The 15109-nt window shown below is 63.7% G+C and carries 13 protein-coding genes; 11 read left to right on the plus strand and 2 right to left on the minus strand.

The features are described from left to right. Positions 1–474 precede the first annotated feature (474 nt). On the minus strand, positions 475–1140 hold the full coding sequence (locus ACFE8X_RS10670) for a GntR family transcriptional regulator (protein WP_375451453.1): 666 nt from the start codon (positions 1138–1140) through the stop codon (positions 475–477). A 27-nt stretch (positions 1141–1167) separates the two neighbouring features. Continuing rightward, complete coding sequence (locus tag ACFE8X_RS10675) at positions 1168–2181, minus strand: Gfo/Idh/MocA family protein (RefSeq protein ID WP_375451454.1); 1014 nt, start codon at positions 2179–2181, stop codon at positions 1168–1170. 199 nt (positions 2182–2380) lie between these two features. On the opposite strand from ACFE8X_RS10675, the gene ACFE8X_RS10680 reads away from it, so the two are divergent. The 11 genes from ACFE8X_RS10680 (at position 2381) to phoB (ending at position 14950) form a co-directional block, all read left to right on the plus strand. After that, positions 2381–4075 (plus strand): IlvD/Edd family dehydratase, encoded by a 1695-nt coding sequence (locus ACFE8X_RS10680; RefSeq protein ID WP_375451455.1) that lies wholly within the window; start codon positions 2381–2383, stop codon positions 4073–4075. Beyond that, complete coding sequence (locus ACFE8X_RS10685) at positions 4072–4941, plus strand: amidohydrolase family protein (RefSeq protein ID WP_375451456.1); 870 nt, start codon at positions 4072–4074, stop codon at positions 4939–4941. Before ACFE8X_RS10680 ends, ACFE8X_RS10685 begins: the two co-directional genes overlap by 4 nt. A gap of 23 nt (positions 4942–4964) precedes the next feature. Further along, complete coding sequence (locus ACFE8X_RS10690) at positions 4965–5897, plus strand: dihydrodipicolinate synthase family protein (protein WP_375451457.1); 933 nt, start codon at positions 4965–4967, stop codon at positions 5895–5897. Next, entirely contained in the window at positions 5894–6679 is a 786-nt protein-coding gene (locus ACFE8X_RS10695; protein ID WP_375451458.1) for an SDR family oxidoreductase, read from the plus strand. The genes ACFE8X_RS10690 and ACFE8X_RS10695 overlap by 4 nt, the downstream gene beginning before the upstream one ends. Positions 6680–6818: 139 nt before the next feature. Beyond that, the gene (locus ACFE8X_RS10700; protein WP_375451617.1) at positions 6819–8450 is read left to right on the plus strand and encodes a GMC family oxidoreductase; all 1632 of its coding nucleotides are present in this window, start codon (positions 6819–6821) and stop codon (positions 8448–8450) included. A gap of 328 nt (positions 8451–8778) precedes the next feature. Beyond that, positions 8779–9801, plus strand: a complete 1023-nt coding sequence (locus ACFE8X_RS10705; RefSeq protein WP_375451459.1) for a substrate-binding domain-containing protein — start codon at positions 8779–8781, stop codon at positions 9799–9801. Positions 9802–9858: 57 nt separating this feature from the next. Then, entirely contained in the window at positions 9859–11238 is a 1380-nt protein-coding gene (gene pstC / locus ACFE8X_RS10710; protein WP_375451460.1) for a phosphate ABC transporter permease subunit PstC, read from the plus strand. 1 nt (position 11239) lies between these two features. Continuing rightward, on the plus strand, positions 11240–12604 hold the full coding sequence (pstA, locus tag ACFE8X_RS10715; protein WP_375451461.1) for a phosphate ABC transporter permease PstA: 1365 nt from the start codon (positions 11240–11242) through the stop codon (positions 12602–12604). Between the two features lie 87 nt (positions 12605–12691). After that, on the plus strand, positions 12692–13474 hold the full coding sequence (gene pstB, locus ACFE8X_RS10720) for a phosphate ABC transporter ATP-binding protein PstB (RefSeq protein ID WP_375451618.1): 783 nt from the start codon (positions 12692–12694) through the stop codon (positions 13472–13474). Positions 13475–13502: 28 nt separating this feature from the next. Further along, positions 13503–14213 carry a phosphate signaling complex protein PhoU gene (gene phoU, locus ACFE8X_RS10725; RefSeq protein ID WP_375451462.1) on the plus strand — a complete coding sequence of 237 codons (711 nt, stop codon included), beginning with the start codon at positions 13503–13505 and terminating at the stop codon, positions 14211–14213. A 35-nt stretch (positions 14214–14248) separates the two neighbouring features. Beyond that, positions 14249–14950, plus strand: a complete 702-nt coding sequence (gene phoB / locus ACFE8X_RS10730) for a phosphate regulon transcriptional regulator PhoB (protein ID WP_375451463.1) — start codon at positions 14249–14251, stop codon at positions 14948–14950. Positions 14951–15109: the final 159 nt, after the last annotated feature.

Below are 15109 nucleotides of genomic sequence, written 5' to 3' on the forward strand. Positions count from 1 at the left end.
TCAACCGCCGCTCCAAGCGCGCCTCAAAGACCCTTCAAATGCTCGATATCACCCTGACAATGTTCTTCAACCAATCCCTCATCCAGAGTCCCAAGTGAACACTCCCCTTCCAGGGGGAGGATCAAGGTGGGGGTCTTCGGAGCCCGATATCGGGCTCCCGTACCCACACCACTCTCCTCCGACCGAGGGTTGTTCAACTTCAACTGGTGTCTGGAGCCTCACCCACTTCTTCCTGCTGACACTCTCTCACCAAGACATTTCCTTATAAGACAGGTATAATTCCCTTTCTTATAAGGAAACGATTGGGAAAGGCTGGGTGGCAGATCGAAAAAGTATAGGAGATGGGTCTGCTCATCATCTCTTCCTCTTATAAGGAGTGAAGGATCGAGGTGAAGGCACGAGCACCACACCGGCTTGGCAAAGTCCGATATGAGCAGTCCCCTCGAGGGGATCAGTTTAAGCTGTGCCGCAGCACTACCCCACCCGGTCCAGGTAGCGCTTCTTGCTCGGCTGCAGGTGGTCGACGCAGAGTTGGGCCAGCACCCAGTTGTCGGTGCCCTTGAGCATGTCGATCATCATGCGGTGATGCTCGTGCGCGATGCGCAGCGAGTCGGTATTGCCCATCGAATTAGCCCGTACCGGCAGGCTCAGGCGCATGTAGAGCTCGATCGATTGGACCAGGTGCGCATTGTCGCAGGCGCCGAACAGGGTCAGGTGAAACCGGTCATTGGCTTCGTGTACGCCGCGCAGGAACCCCGCTTCGATATGCTTGCCGTGCTCCTCATGGATGGCGTCGAGCGCCGCGATCAGGCTGGCGGGCGCCGGCAGCGAAATCCAGAGCGCGGCCTGGCGCTGCAGCAATTCGCGCACATCGTAGATTTCGCCCACCTGCTTGGGGGTAAGCGAGCGCACGGTGGCGCCGCGATTGCGTTCGCGCACCACGATGCCCATGGCTTCCAGCTGGACCAGGGCCTGGCGGGCGAAATGCCGGGTCACGGCGAACCGCGCCAGCAGCGTATCCTCGGTCAGCCGCGTACCTGGCGCGAGGCGGCCGAAGATGATGTCCTCTTCCAGCGCCCGCGCGATGCTGAGATCGTCGTGCTCGATAAAGATCTGTTCGGCCTCAGTACCAGTGTCCACGATGGGGTCTCCGTGCAGCAGCGCAGTCTATAGTGGTTTTCGCGCCGGGTCGAACTGCGCCAGGCGATAGATATCCTCCACCAGCCTGAGCGTCTCCAGGTTGTCGGCAGGCGACGTCTCGAACACCCCTCCGGCATCGAGCCCGTCGAGGAAATGGGCGATGGCCGCGTCGTATGACCCCTGATAGCTCGCCTCGGGGTCGAAGACCTCCTCGCGCGGATCGGGCCCGAATGCGCTCAGGCGGTTGCCGTCGAGCGCCAGCGTGCCCTTGCTGCCGAACATATGCAACTGGTCGCGCGGCACCACCGGCTCGCCATGCACCGCCAGATTGCCCGTGACATGGACGAGCACCCCGTCGCTGCGGCGGCGCAGGGTAACGGCGGCAATATCCTCGGCAACGATATCGTCATTGCTGCGCTCGAGCCGGGCCGCGACGACGTCCATTTCCCCGAGCAGCGCCCGCAGCGTATCGAGCTGGTGGATCAGTACCTCCATGACCAGGAGGCGCTGCTGCTTGCGAAAAAAAGGCTGGCGCACCAGGGCGGGACGCTCGCCGTCGCGCATGATCATGCCGCTGGACAAAAATTGCAGGCTGACCTGGCGCAGCTCGCCCGCGAGGCCCTCCGCGAGCCATTGCCCGAGGCGGCGATACCAAACGCGGAACCGCCAGTTTTCATGCACCATCAGCGCGGTACCGGGTGGCAATCCCGCCACCAGTGCCTGCGCCTTGTCCAGGCTCGTGGCCAGGGGCTTTTGGCAGAGGATATCCAGTCCCCGCCCGGCCGCCAGTTGCACCAGTTCGGCATGCACTTCGCGCGGTGCGCAGATATCGACGATATCTAGCTGCTCGGCGGCTAGCATGGCCTGGGCGCTGGCATGAACGCCAGGGATGCCAAACGCGCGCGCCCGCTGTCCGGCCGCTTCCAGCGATGGATCGGCGATGGCCACCAGCTCGATCCGCTCGGACTGTTTTTGCCAGGCCGGCAGGTGATATGCACTGACCCAACCGGCGCCGATTATGCCCAGCCGCCGCTTGCTCATGATTGTCTCCGGCTTTACGCCACATGGTCATTTGTCAATAATAATTCACGGCACCGTCGTGGTGACTTGGACGCACCACTTAATTTCAGCCTATTCGGCCAAAAGCGCAAACCTTCTTTATTGACAATATGCCCAACCACTTTAGGTTGGCCCCCGACAACGACCCGCCCGGCAACGGGCCCGGGCAGGAGAATGAATTGTGTCGAACGGGCTGCGCCGCAAGCTGACGAGTTATGGGGATCAGGGATTTTCCCTGTTTCTGCGCAAGGCCTTCATCAAGGCGATGGGCTATTCCGACGACGCGCTGGATCGCCCAATCGTGGGCATTGCCAATACCTATTCCGACTACAATCCCTGCCACGGCAATGTGCCGCAATTGATCGAAGCGACCAAGCGCGGCGTGATGCTCGGCGGCGCATTGCCCATGGTGTTTCCCACCATGTCGATCCACGAGAGTTTTGCCGCGCCGACCTCGATGTATCTGCGCAATCTGATGGCGATGGAAACCGAGGAAATGATCCGCGCCCAGCCCATGGACGCCGTGGTGTTGATCGGGGGCTGTGACAAGACCCTGCCCGCCCAGATCATGGCCGCGGCATCGAGCGAAATCCCCGCCATTTTCCTGCCCACCGGCCCCATGGCCACCGGCCACCACAAGGGCGAACGGCTGGGCGCCTGCACCGATTGCCGCCGCATGTGGGGACGCTTCCGCGCCGGCGAAATCGACGATGCCGAAATCGTCGAGGTCAACAACAAGCTGGTCAGTTCCGTCGGCACCTGCACGGTGATGGGCACGGCCAGCACCATGGCGAACCTGACCGAAGTCATGGGGCTCTGCCTGCCCAAGGGCGGTTCGGCCCCCGCGACCCATGCCGAGCGCGTGCGCCTGGCCGAAGCCACCGGCGCCGCGGCGGCCAGGCTCGCAGCCGACGGCGGCAACACGGTTCGCGATGTGCTGACCCCCGCCGTCATCCGCAACGGGCTGGTGGCCTTACAGGCCATGGGCGGCTCCACCAATGCGGTGGTTCATCTGGCCGCCATCTGCGGCCGGCTCGGCTTCAAGCTCGATATGAACCTGCTCGACCAATTGGGCCAGCGCGTGCCATTGCTGGTCGACCTGCAGCCGTCCGGGCAGCACTACATGGCCGAATTCCACCAGGCTGGCGGTGTTCCGGCCCTGCTCAAGCAGGTGCGTGCCGAACTCGATACCACCGCCCCCACCGTTTATGGCGGCACGATCGGCGACATGATCGACGCCGTGGTCGACGAGCCCGGCCAGACCATCATCCGCACCATGGCCGCGCCGCTCAAGCCCATCGGCACCCTGGCGGTGCTCAAGGGCAACCTGACCCCGCGTGGCGCCGTCATTAAGCAGTCGGCCGCGTCCAAGACGCTGATGCAGCATTCCGGCCGCGCCGTGGTGTTCGACAGCGTCGAGGACATGGCCAATCGCATCGACAGCGACGATCTGGACGTCAAGGCCGATGACGTGCTGGTGCTGCGCAATGCCGGGCCCAAGGGTGCGCCGGGCATGCCCGAGGCCGGCTATCTGCCCATTCCGCGCAAGCTGGCGCGGCAGGGCGTCAAGGACATGGTGCGCATTTCCGACGCGCGCATGAGCGGCACGGCTTTCGGCACGGTGATCCTGCATATCTCGCCCGAAGCGGCCGATAATGGTCCGCTGGCCATCGTGCGCACCGGCGACCGCATTACCCTGGATGTGCCGGCACGGCGGATCGATCTCGATATCGACGCCGCCGAGTTCGACCGCCGCATGGCGGCGCTGCCCCCGGTCGTCGCCGGCCCCCGACGCGGTTATGGCCAATTGTATCACCAGCACGTCATGCAGGCCGACGAAGGAGCCGATTTCGACTTCCTGCAGGCCCCCCGGTGATTGCCGACGCCACGGCGCCGCTCTGCCTGCCCCCGGTGCCGATGGCGCAGCCGCCATCGAGCCCCCTGCCCGATGGCACGGTCGATACCCATTTCCATGTGTTCAAGGCCGGTGCACCGCTCAACACGACGCGCAGCTACACGCCCCAAATCGTTACCCTGACCGATTGGCGCCACTACGCCAAGGCGAGCGGCATCGCACGGGGTGTCTTGGTGCAACCCAGCGTCTATGGTTTTGACAATGCGGTGCTGCTGGAGGCGCTGGCCAGCGACCCGCAGAATTTGCGCGCCATTGCGGTCTTGCCGGCTGAAACCAGCCTCGATGCCCTACGCCGCCTGGATGAGCTTGGCGTGCGCGGCGTCAGAATCAATACGCGAAACAAGGGCGGTTTACCCTTTGACGCCATTGCCGATTTTGCCGGCAACCTGGCAGCGTTAGGCTGGACGCTGCAGTTTCAGATCCAGCCCGAACAGCTGTCCACCATCTCCAGCATCGCCCCGTCACTCGGCGTGCCGGTGGTGATCGATCATCTCGGCTTCATCGCGCTTGGCACCGATGCGACGGACGGCCATGTCGCCGACTTGCAGCGCCTGCTCGATGGCGGGCGTGGCTATGTCAAGCTGTCGGCGCCCTATCGGCTGACCACCGGCACCGACCATAGGGCCTTTGGCCAAATCGTCAGACGGCTGGTGGCATCCCATCCCGAGCGCCTGCTCTGGGGCAGCGACTGGCCCCATACCGAATTGTGGGAAAACATGCCCGACGACGCCGAACTCATCAACGAGATGCAAAACTGGCTTGGCAACGACCCCGTCAGGCGGCAAGTGTTCGCCAGCACTGCGCAATCGCTGTTTTTCAGCCGCTGAGGCGGCTCAATCTGGAGATCATCATGGCAATCCTCAACGAAGAGGCCAAGGGCGTCTATGTCATCGCGGTGACCCCGTTCACCGCCACCGGCGCGCTTGACCTCGACAGCGTCGACTCCATGGTCGATTTCTACGAGGGCGTCGGCGTGACCGGCATCACCGTGCTCGGCCAATTGGGCGAGGCTCCCAAGCTGACCACCGCCGAATCCGCCCAGGTGGTCGAGCGCGTGCTCAAGCGGCTCAATGGCCGCCTGCCCGTGGTGGTCGGCGTTTCGGCGCCCGGCCTCGCGCCCATGACCGAACTGGCGCAGACCGTGATGGACCAGGGCGCCGCCGGCGTCATGGTCGCCCCGCCCTGGACCACCAAGACGGACGATCAGAGCTTTGCCTTCTACCAGTCGGTCGGCGCAGCGCTGGGGCCGATCCCCTTCGTGCTGCAGGATTATCCGCTGACCACCAATGTGACCATCGCGCCCAAGGTGATCGAGCGCATCATCCGCGAGGTTCCCAATTGCGTCATGCTCAAGCATGAGGACTGGCCGGGCCTGAGCAAGATCACCGCGCTGCGCGCCACCAGCGACAAGGGCGAAACGCGCCGCATTTCGATCCTCTGCGGCAATGGCGGGCTGTTCCTGCCCGAGGAGATGAGCCGGGGCGCCGATGGCGCCATGACCGGCTTCTGCTATCCCGAAATGATGGTCGGCGTGGTCGATCAATGCGCCGCGGGCAATGTCGACCGGGCCCACGAGATTTTCGATTGCTACCTGCCCCTCGCCCGCTACGAGCAGCAGCAGGGTATCGGCCTGGCGTCGCGCAAATATGTGCTGGCCAAGCGCGGCGTGATCAAGTCGGGCGCCTTGCGCAAGCCCCGACCGGTGTTGTCCAATCTCGATATTGCCGATATCGAATTGCTGCTGGCGCGCCAAGGCAAGCGCCTTAAGGAGATCGGCGCATGAAACTGGGCATCGACGGCAAGAAAGCACTGGTGCTCGGCGCCAGCAAGGGACTGGGCGCGGCGATTGCCGTCGCCCTGGCCAATGAGGGCGTGCAGGTCGTCGGCGCGGCGCGCAGCACCGCGGCGATCGAGGCGCTGAACGCGCAGGTGGACACCGCCGCCGGCGGCAAGATCTGGGCGCAGCGGCTGGACCTGGGCGACAAGGCCAGCGTCGCGTCCCTGCTCGAGCAGGTGCTGAAATATGGCGGCGTCGATATCCTGATCAACAATTCGGGCGGTCCGGCTCCGGGCGAAGCGCGTTCGACCCCGCTCGATGCCTGGCAATCGGGCTTCGATGCCATGGTGGCCAGCGTGATCGACATGAGCCAGCAATTGCTGCCCAGAATGGTCGAGCGCAAATGGGGCCGCATCATCACGCTGACCTCCTCGGGCGTGGACACGCCGATCGCCCGGCTGGCGGTCTCCAACGGGTTGCGCCAGGCGCTGGTGGGCTGGAGTAAGACGCTGGCAAGTGAAGTGGCCGCCGATGGCGTCACCGTCAATGTGATCGTGCAGGGCCGCATTCACACCGGCCGTGTCGATCAGCTCGACGAAGCCGCGGCCAAGCGGACGGGCTCGAGCGTCGAGGACGTGCGCAAGGCCTCCATGGCCACTATCCCCGCCGGCCGCTACGGCCGACCCGAAGAACTGGCGGACGTCGTCGCCTTCCTCGCCAGCGAGAAGGCAAGCTATATCACCGGCGCGAAAATCCGGGTCGATGGCGGGATGATCAAGTCGGTTTAGCTAAAGCTCCCCCTCACCCGCCCTTCGGGCACCCTCTCCCACGAGGGGAGAGGGGTTTCAATGGCTACCATAAGAGTGGAGACTCCCTTCTCCCCTGGTGGGAGAAGGTGGCGCGCAGCGCCGGATGAGGGGGATGACCATGGCCGACACCTATGATTTCATCATCGCCGGCGGTGGCTCGGCGGCATCCGTGGCGGCGATGCGCCTGGTGCGGGAATTCGGCTTCTCCGTGCTTATCCTCGAGCGCGGCCCGCGCGACACCGCCAGGCTGATGGCCTTTCCCGCCGGCTACATGAAATACCTGGCGCGCGACGATTTTCTCGAAATGCACCATACCGTGCCCCAGCCCCAGCTTGGCGGGCGTGGACCGATCGTGCCGGTGGCCAAGGCGCTGGGTGGCGGCAGCGCCGTCAACGCCATGGTCTATATGCGCGGCCAGCGCGAGGATTATGACGGCTGGGCCGCCTATCTCGGCAACGGCACCGAATGGTCCTACGCCGATATGCTGCCCCATTTCACCGGCCTCGAAGCCAACAGCAAATTCAACAACCAGTTTCACGGCATAAGCGGCAATCTGCGCGTGTCGGAGCCCGGCCATATCGCCGACACGACGCAGGATTTCCTGTTGGCGGCGCAGGGCCTGGGCCATGCTTTCAATCCCGATTTCAACGGCGCCCGCCAGAATGGCGTCGGCATCATGCAGCATACCTATGGCCAATGGGGCCGCCGCAAGGAACGCTCTGACGCCAAGAAAGCATTCCTCGATCCGCTCGCTGGCGACAAGCGGCTGAGCATCGTCACCGGTGCGCGGGTGGACCGGATCGTTATCGAAAATGGCCGCGCCATCGGGCTCAGCTATACCAGGGACGGGGTGACCCGCACCGTTCATGCGCAACGCGAAGTGCTGATCGGCGCCGGCACTTATAACACCGCCAAGCTGCTGATGCTGTCCGGACTCGGCCCGGCCGATCACCTGCGCGAGCACGGCGTGACCGTGGTTGCCGACCTCCCCGGCGTCGGCGCTAATCTCCAGGATCATCACGAGGTCCCGGTGATTGCGACCACCAGAACCAGGTCCGGCTATTTCGGTCAGGACAAGGGCTGGCCCATGCTGCGCAACGGCCTGCAATATCTACTGTTCAACTCCGGGCCGGTAACCACGACCGGCATCGAGGCCTGCCTGTTCTACGATCCCGACGGCGGCGAGCGGCCGACGATCCAGCTTTACTGTGCTCCCATCGTCTATCTCGACCGCGACGTGTCCTCGGCCAAGCCCACTTACGGGGTGACCTTCACTTCCTGCCTGCTGCGACCCAAAGCGCGCGGCAGCGTCAAGCTGCGCTCGGCCGATCCCGGCGCCCAGCCGCTGGTCGATTGCAATTTCTTCGGCGATCCCGACGATCTGCGGCTGACGCTCGCCTCGGTCAGGCACGCCCGGGAGTTGCTGCAAACCGAACCGTTCAAGTCCAGCATCGCCGCCGAATTGCTGCCCGGCACGGCGGTGCAGGATGACGACGCCTTGAGCCAATTCGCGGGGCAGACGGTCAAGACCAATTATCATCCATCAGGCTCTGCGCGCATGGGCCCGGACAGCGATCCTCTGGCCGTGCTCGATCAGCGGCTGCGCGTTCGCGGCATCGATGGACTGCGGGTCATCGACTGCGCCATCATCCCCTTCATTCCCTCGGGCAATACCAATGCGCCCGCCATGGCGATCGGCTCCAAGGCCGCCGCAATGATCGCAGCCGATCACCGGCAGCAGCTGGTTTGATCACGCTTTGCCGGGTGTTTTTGTCTTGTCGGGAAGGCAATCCCAACCTGCCATCAAATTGCACACGTGCTCATGAAGAGCCCCGCCTTGGAGCTTGGCCAAAGCGCTCTTACGCGGAGTCATATTGGCCACGTAAAAACGCCATCTAGGCGCAATTGTTACAGTGTATATTTATATATATCAGATACTTAGATTGTCATAAATTCGTGGCCTAACTGCAATAAAACTGTCGCCAGGCCCTCATATGGTCTGCCTCGTCACAGGGCGGCAAAGGTTCCAACGGGATCGGCCTGCCACGTATAAAATGAATTCCGAAAGGGAAATCCTCATGAAAATCGCACTCTTCGCCAGTGCTGCCGTCATCACGCTCGCCATGGGCTCGACCGGCGCCTTTGCCCAGTCGCGCGACACCATTCAGGTCGCCGGTTCATCGACCGTGCTGCCCTTCGCTTCGATCGTTGCCGAAGAATTCGGCGCCGCTTTCCCCGAGTTCAAGACCCCGGTCGTGGGTTCGGGCGGCACCGGCGGCGGCTTCAAGCAGTTCTGTGAAGGCGTTGGCGACAACACCATCGACATCGCCAATGCCAGCCGTCCGATCAAGGACAGCGAGCGCGAAGTGTGCACCACCAATGGCGTGACCGACATCCGCGAAGTCCAGTTCGGCTTCGACGGCATCGTCTTTGCCTCGGCCGCCGCTGGCCCCGACTTCGCCCTGACCCCGGTCCAGGTGTACAAGGCCATCGCGGCCCAGGTACCGGTCGACGGCAAGCTTGTTGCCAACCCCTACACCAAGTGGAGCGAGATCGACCCGGCCCTGCCCGATCAGACCATTGCCCTGGCCGTCCCCGGCGCCAATCACGGCACCCGTGAAGTGTTCCAGGAAAAGGTTGTCGCTGCCGGTGCCGAGGAAGCCGGTCTTCCCGAAGGCCTGAGCGACGAGGAAAAGGCTGCTGCCCTGACGACCTATCGTCAGGACGTCGTCACCGAAATCTCCGGCGACTACACCGAAACCCTGGCGCGCCTGAAGTCCGATCCCAACACCGTTGGCGTGTTCGGCCTGTCCTTCTACGACCAGAACAAGGACACCCTCAAGGTTGCGACCGTCGATGGCGTCGTGCCGAGCAACGAGAGTGTCGCTGCCGGTGAATACCCGGTCTCGCGTCCGCTGTTCTTCTACGTCAAGGGCCAGCACCTCGGCGTGATCCCCGGCATCGAGGAATACGTCCAGTTCTTCCTGTCCGACGCGATCTCGGGCGCTGGCGGCACCCTGGAAGCTGCCGGCCTGATCGTGCAGCCGACCGACACGACCGCTGCTGCTTTGTCGGCCTTCGAAGCCGGCGCCGCTCAATAATAGTCTGGGGCCGCGCCTTCGGGCGCGGCCCCATCAATTTTCGGGGGCGTGCAGACGATGAATTCCCTGGTTATTGCCGGCCTGCTGCTGGTGCTTTTGGGTCTTGCCTACCAGAGCGGCTGGTCCAGGAGCCGCGCGCTGGCGACCTCCAATGGCGTCAAGGTTCATTCCCGGTCGCAATATCATGGCTCGCTCGTCGCCATCTGGGCGATTGTCCCGGCTTTGGTCATCGTTGGGCTCTGGGCCTGGTTCGGCGATGGCATCACGCACAACTTCATCATTTCGCAACTGCCCCAGGACACCGTCCTGGCGCTCGATCAGGGCGGCTTGAATGCGACCATCGCACGGGTCCAGGCGCTGGCCTCGGGTTATGGCGTGGCCGGCGAGATCCAGCCGTTCGAGCAAACCGCCGGCGATTCGTTGCGCTCGTTCCAATTCATCACCTTTCTGGCCGTCGTCGTCGCGGCGGCGGTTGCCGGCATCGCGGCGCTGCTCTACGCCCGCAGCAAGATTTCCGCGCGGCTGCGCGCCCGCAACACCGTCGAGCGCGTCATCAACCTGGCGCTGATGGCCTGCTCTGCGGTCGCCATCCTCACCACTGCCGGCATCGTGGCTTCCCTGCTCACCGAATCGATCCGCTTCTTCACCTTCATCAGCCCCATCGACTTCTTCTTCGGCACGATCTGGAACCCGATCAACGGCTCTACCGTCCCGGGTCAATACGGTCAATACGGTCTGCTGCCGCTCCTGGCCGGCACGCTGATGATCACCGCCATCGCCATGCTCGTTGCCGTCCCGGTGGGATTGATGGCCGCCATCTATCTCAGCCAGTACGCGCCGCGCTGGCTGCGTGCCGTCGCCAAGCCCATCATCGAAATCCTGGCCGGCATTCCCACCATCGTCTACGGCTTTTTCGCGCTGGTGACGGTCGGCCCGTTCCTGCGCGACGTGGGCAACGCGGTTGGCCTGTCCATCAATGCCACCAGCGCGCTGACGGCCGGCGTGGTGATGGGCATCATGATCGTGCCCTTCGTGTCGTCCTTGTCCGACGACATCCTCAACCAGGTGCCGCGCTCCCTGCGCGATGGCGCTTACGGCCTGGGCGCGACACGGTCCGAGACCATCCGCAGCGTGTTGCTGCCGGCGGCCTTGCCGGGCATTGTCGGCGCCTTCCTGCTCGCGGTCAGCCGCGCCGTCGGCGAAACCATGATCGTGGTGCTCGCTGCCGGCAACAGCCCGGTGCTGCGCGGCAATCCGTTCGAGCCGGTCGCCACCATCACCGTGTCGATCGTCAATCAGCTGACCGGCGACAGCGATTTCGCCGGGCCCCAGTCGCTGGTCGGCTTCGCGCTGGGATTGACGCTGTTCGTCATCACGCTTTGCCTCAACGTCTTTGCCCTCTTCATCGTCCGCCGCTTCCGGGAGCAGTACGAATAACATGACCGATACGCTCACCCTTGCGCGCCGGCCGTCGCTCGAACGGACCACGCTGATCCGCGCCAGCCTGCGCCGCCGCCATCTCAGCGAAGCCATCTTCAAGGGCCTCGGACTGGGCGCCATCATCCTGGCGCTCGGCTTCGTCGCGCTGCTGTTCGTGGACATCATCGGGCGCGGCGCTCCCGCTTTCCTGCAAAACGATCTGCACCTGTCGGTGACCTATGATCCGGCCATCATCAAGATCGAGCCGGCCCCGGTGCGTACGCAAGGTCAGTCCGATGCCGATTTCCGGGCCGCCAATATCAAATGGCAACGCGAGCTTGCGCTGCTGAACTGGAACAAGGTGGTGGAGGCCTCGCTGCGCGCCGCGGCTCCTGCCGGTTATGATATCGAGAGCCGCGACATCCTGACCATCGCCGAAACCGACGCCCGCCATGTCATTCGCGAACGCTTCGTCGCCGATCCATCGCTGCTGGGCAAGACCACCAGCATCGATCTGCTCGCCTCGGCCAATGCCGACAACTGGATCAAGGGCAATATCAACCGCGACCTGGGCGACGCCCAGCAGCAATTGTCCGCCCCGGCCCGCGCCCTGATCGACCAGTTCGTCGCCAGCGGTACGATCAGCACGGGTTTTGCCTGGTCGATCCTGACCAATGTCGACAGCCGCGCCGCCCCCGCTTCGGCAGGCCTGCTCGGCGCATTCGTCGGCTCGCTGTACATGATGCTGATCGTCATCGTCCTGGCCGTGCCGATCGGGGTGGCGAGCGCGATTTACCTTGAGGAATTCGCCCCCAAGTCCCGCGTCACCGACTTCATCGAGGTCAACATCAACAATCTCGCCGCGGTGCCCTCCATCGTCTTCGGCCTGCTCGGCGCCGCCGTGTTCATCAATTACCTGCACCTGCCCATCTCCGCCCCGCTGGTGGGTGGCCTGGTGCTGACCCTGATGACCCTGCCCACCATCATCATAGCTACGCGCGGTGCCTTGCTCGGCGTATCGCCGGCCCTGCGCCAGGCGGCGCTGGGCATGGGCGCCTCCAAGACGCAGATGGTGTTCCACCATGTGCTGCCCGTAACCTTCCCGTCCATCCTGACGGCCACCATTATCGGGGTGGCCCACGCCCTGGGCGAAACCGCGCCGCTGCTGCTGATCGGCATGAAGGCCTTCGTCGCCGCCGTGCCGGCGACACCCCTGGATCAGGCCACCGCCCTGCCCGTCCAGATCTATCTCTGGCAGGGCAATGAAAACCGCAATTTCTTCGAGGCCCATACCGCCGCGGCCATTATGGTGCTGCTGGCCTTCATGATCGTGCTCAACGGCATCGCCGTGCTGCTGCGCTCGCGGCTCGAACAGCGCGCCTGACCCGGCGGCGGACCAAGACAAAGGAGCTTAAAAATGGACATGATTGCTGGCAAGGTGAAGATGACACAGACCAATGTGAACAGTGCCATGAACCCCACAGATATGCTTGAGCGCCCGATCCGGCTCCACGCCAAGGACGTGACCGTCCACTATGGTCCCAAGCAGGCGCTCTATGGCATTTCCATCGATATTCCCGATCGTGCCGTAACCTCGTTCATCGGGCCGTCCGGCTGCGGCAAATCCACTTTCCTGCGCTGCATCAATCGCATGAACGACACCATCGAAGGCGCCAAGGTCGGCGGCCTGATCGAGCTGGATGGCGAGAACATCTACGATCCGAGCCTGGACGTAGTGGAACTGCGCGCCCGTATCGGCATGGTGTTCCAAAAGCCGAACCCATTCCCCAAATCGATCTACGAAAACGTCGCCTACGGCCCCAAGATCCACGGCCTGGCCAAGTCCAAGACCGATATCGACGAGATCGTGATTTCCTCCTTGCGCAAGGCCGGCCTGTTCGAGGAGGTCAAGGACCGCCTCAATGAGCCCGGTACCGGCCTTTCGGGCGGCCAGCAGCAGCGCCTCTGCATCGCGCGCGCCATCGCCGTGGGCCCCGAGGTCATCCTGATGGACGAGCCCTGCTCCGCCCTGGATCCCATCGCGACCGCCATCATCGAGGAACTGATCGACGAATTGCGCGAAAACTACACCATCGTCATCGTCACCCATTCGATGCAGCAGGCCGCCCGCGTGTCCCAGAAAACCGCGTTTTTCCACTTGGGCAAGCTGATCGAGGAAGGCGTGACCGAAGACATTTTCACCAATCCTGTGAACAAGCAGACGCAGGACTACATCATGGGCCGTATCGGCTGATCCGCGCCGCGGACGAAAGGATTTCGCCATGCCCAATTCCAACCAGGACCATATCGTCACGTCCTATAGTGACGAGCTGACCTCGCTGGCCCAGTTGATCGCCGAAATGGGCGGCCAGGTCGAAGTGGCCATCGAAAACGGCACCAAGGCCCTGCTCAAGCTCGACCGCGAACTGGCCGATGTCACTATCATCGCCGACCAGCGCATCGACGACATGCAGCGCCGCATCGACGACGTGGCAGTGTCGATGATCGCCCGCCGCCAGCCCATGGCCAGCGACCTGCGCGCCATCGTCACCGCCATCCACGTCGCCAGCGACCTGGAGCGCGTCGGCGACATGGCCAAACAATTGGCCCGCCGCTCGCTCAAGCTCGATGGGCTCAGCCTGCAGCCCACCTTCTACAACGGCGTGCGCAACATGACGGGCCTGGTGCTGCGCCAGATCAAGGACGCGCTGGATGCCTATGCCAGCCGCGACTCGGCGGCGGCCATCGAAGTGTGCAACCGCGACGACGAGGTCGATGCCATGCACACCTCCCTGTTCCGCGAATTGCTGACCTATATGATGGAAGATCCGCGCAACATCACCCAGTGCACCCATCTGCTGTTCTGCGCCAAGAATCTGGAGCGCATCGGCGACCACGCCACCAATATCGCGGAGCGCGCCTATTACCTGCAGACCGGCAAGCAACTGAGCAGCGACGTTCAGGAACTGCACCGGACCCAGATCAAGGCGTGACCGGCCGCTTGCCGGTCCACTTTGGGAGCTAACCGATGCCCGCCACCATTCTTGTTGTCGAGGACGAGGAAGATATCTCGATCCTCCTGCGCTACAATCTCGAGGCCGAAGGGTTCAGCGTGCTCACCGCCGAAACCGGCGACGAGGCGCAGCAACACATCCAGGACAAGCTGCCCGATCTGATCCTGCTCGACTGGATGCTGCCCGAAGTGTCCGGCATCGAGTTGTGCCGGCGCCTGCGCGCGCGCGAGGAAACCGCTCGCGTGCCGATCATCATGATCACCGCGCGTGGCGAAGAAGAGGAACGCGTGCGCGGCCTTGCCACCGGGGCCGACGACTATGTCGTCAAGCCGTTCTCGGTGCCCGAACTGCTGGCCCGCATCCACGCCCTGTTGCGCCGGGCCAATCCGAACCTGGTCACCGCCGCGATCAAGGTGGGCGACCTGGAGCTGGACCGCACCACCCACCGCGTCCGCCGTGCCGCCCGCGACGTGCATCTGGGCCCCACCGAATATCGTCTCCTCGAATATCTGATGCGCCATCCCGGCCGGGTCTATTCGCGCGAGCAATTGCTCGACGGCGTCTGGGGCAACGATGTCTATGTCGATGAACGCACCGTCGATGTGCATATCGGCCGCCTGCGCCGCGCCATCAATCGCGGCCGCGAAACCGATCCCATCCGCACCGTGCGTGGCGCCGGCTACGCCTTCGACGAAAGATTTGCCGTTCCGGTATAGCCCGTCGCGGCCCGGCTCCGACGCCGGTTTTCCCGCCGCGCCCGGCACCTCCGGCGTATGCGTGGCATTCAGCAGCCGCGAGCCGAACCGAACTTGTACGAGTCCCCGGCCTACACATCACCGTTACAAACCTTGTCTATCGATCGGAAATGGCCGGCA

This window comes from uncultured Devosia sp. (assembly GCF_964244875.1).
Taxonomy (GTDB): domain Bacteria; phylum Pseudomonadota; class Alphaproteobacteria; order Rhizobiales; family Devosiaceae; genus Devosia.

Coding starts and splice junctions, on each gene's coding strand:
- ACFE8X_RS10705 (WP_375451459.1), top strand. CDS start 8,779: ATGAAAATCGCACTCTTCGCCAGTGCTGCCGTCATCACGCTCGCCATG.
- ACFE8X_RS10690 (WP_375451457.1), top strand. CDS start 4,965: ATGGCAATCCTCAACGAAGAGGCCAAGGGCGTCTATGTCATCGCGGTG.
- pstB (WP_375451618.1), top strand. CDS start 12,692: ATGAACCCCACAGATATGCTTGAGCGCCCGATCCGGCTCCACGCCAAG.
- pstC (WP_375451460.1), top strand. CDS start 9,859: ATGAATTCCCTGGTTATTGCCGGCCTGCTGCTGGTGCTTTTGGGTCTT.
- ACFE8X_RS10700 (WP_375451617.1), top strand. CDS start 6,819: ATGGCCGACACCTATGATTTCATCATCGCCGGCGGTGGCTCGGCGGCA.
- phoB (WP_375451463.1), top strand. CDS start 14,249: ATGCCCGCCACCATTCTTGTTGTCGAGGACGAGGAAGATATCTCGATC.
- pstA (WP_375451461.1), top strand. CDS start 11,240: ATGACCGATACGCTCACCCTTGCGCGCCGGCCGTCGCTCGAACGGACC.
- phoU (WP_375451462.1), top strand. CDS start 13,503: ATGCCCAATTCCAACCAGGACCATATCGTCACGTCCTATAGTGACGAG.
- ACFE8X_RS10675 (WP_375451454.1), bottom strand. CDS start 2,181: ATGAGCAAGCGGCGGCTGGGCATAATCGGCGCCGGTTGGGTCAGTGCA.
- ACFE8X_RS10695 (WP_375451458.1), top strand. CDS start 5,894: ATGAAACTGGGCATCGACGGCAAGAAAGCACTGGTGCTCGGCGCCAGC.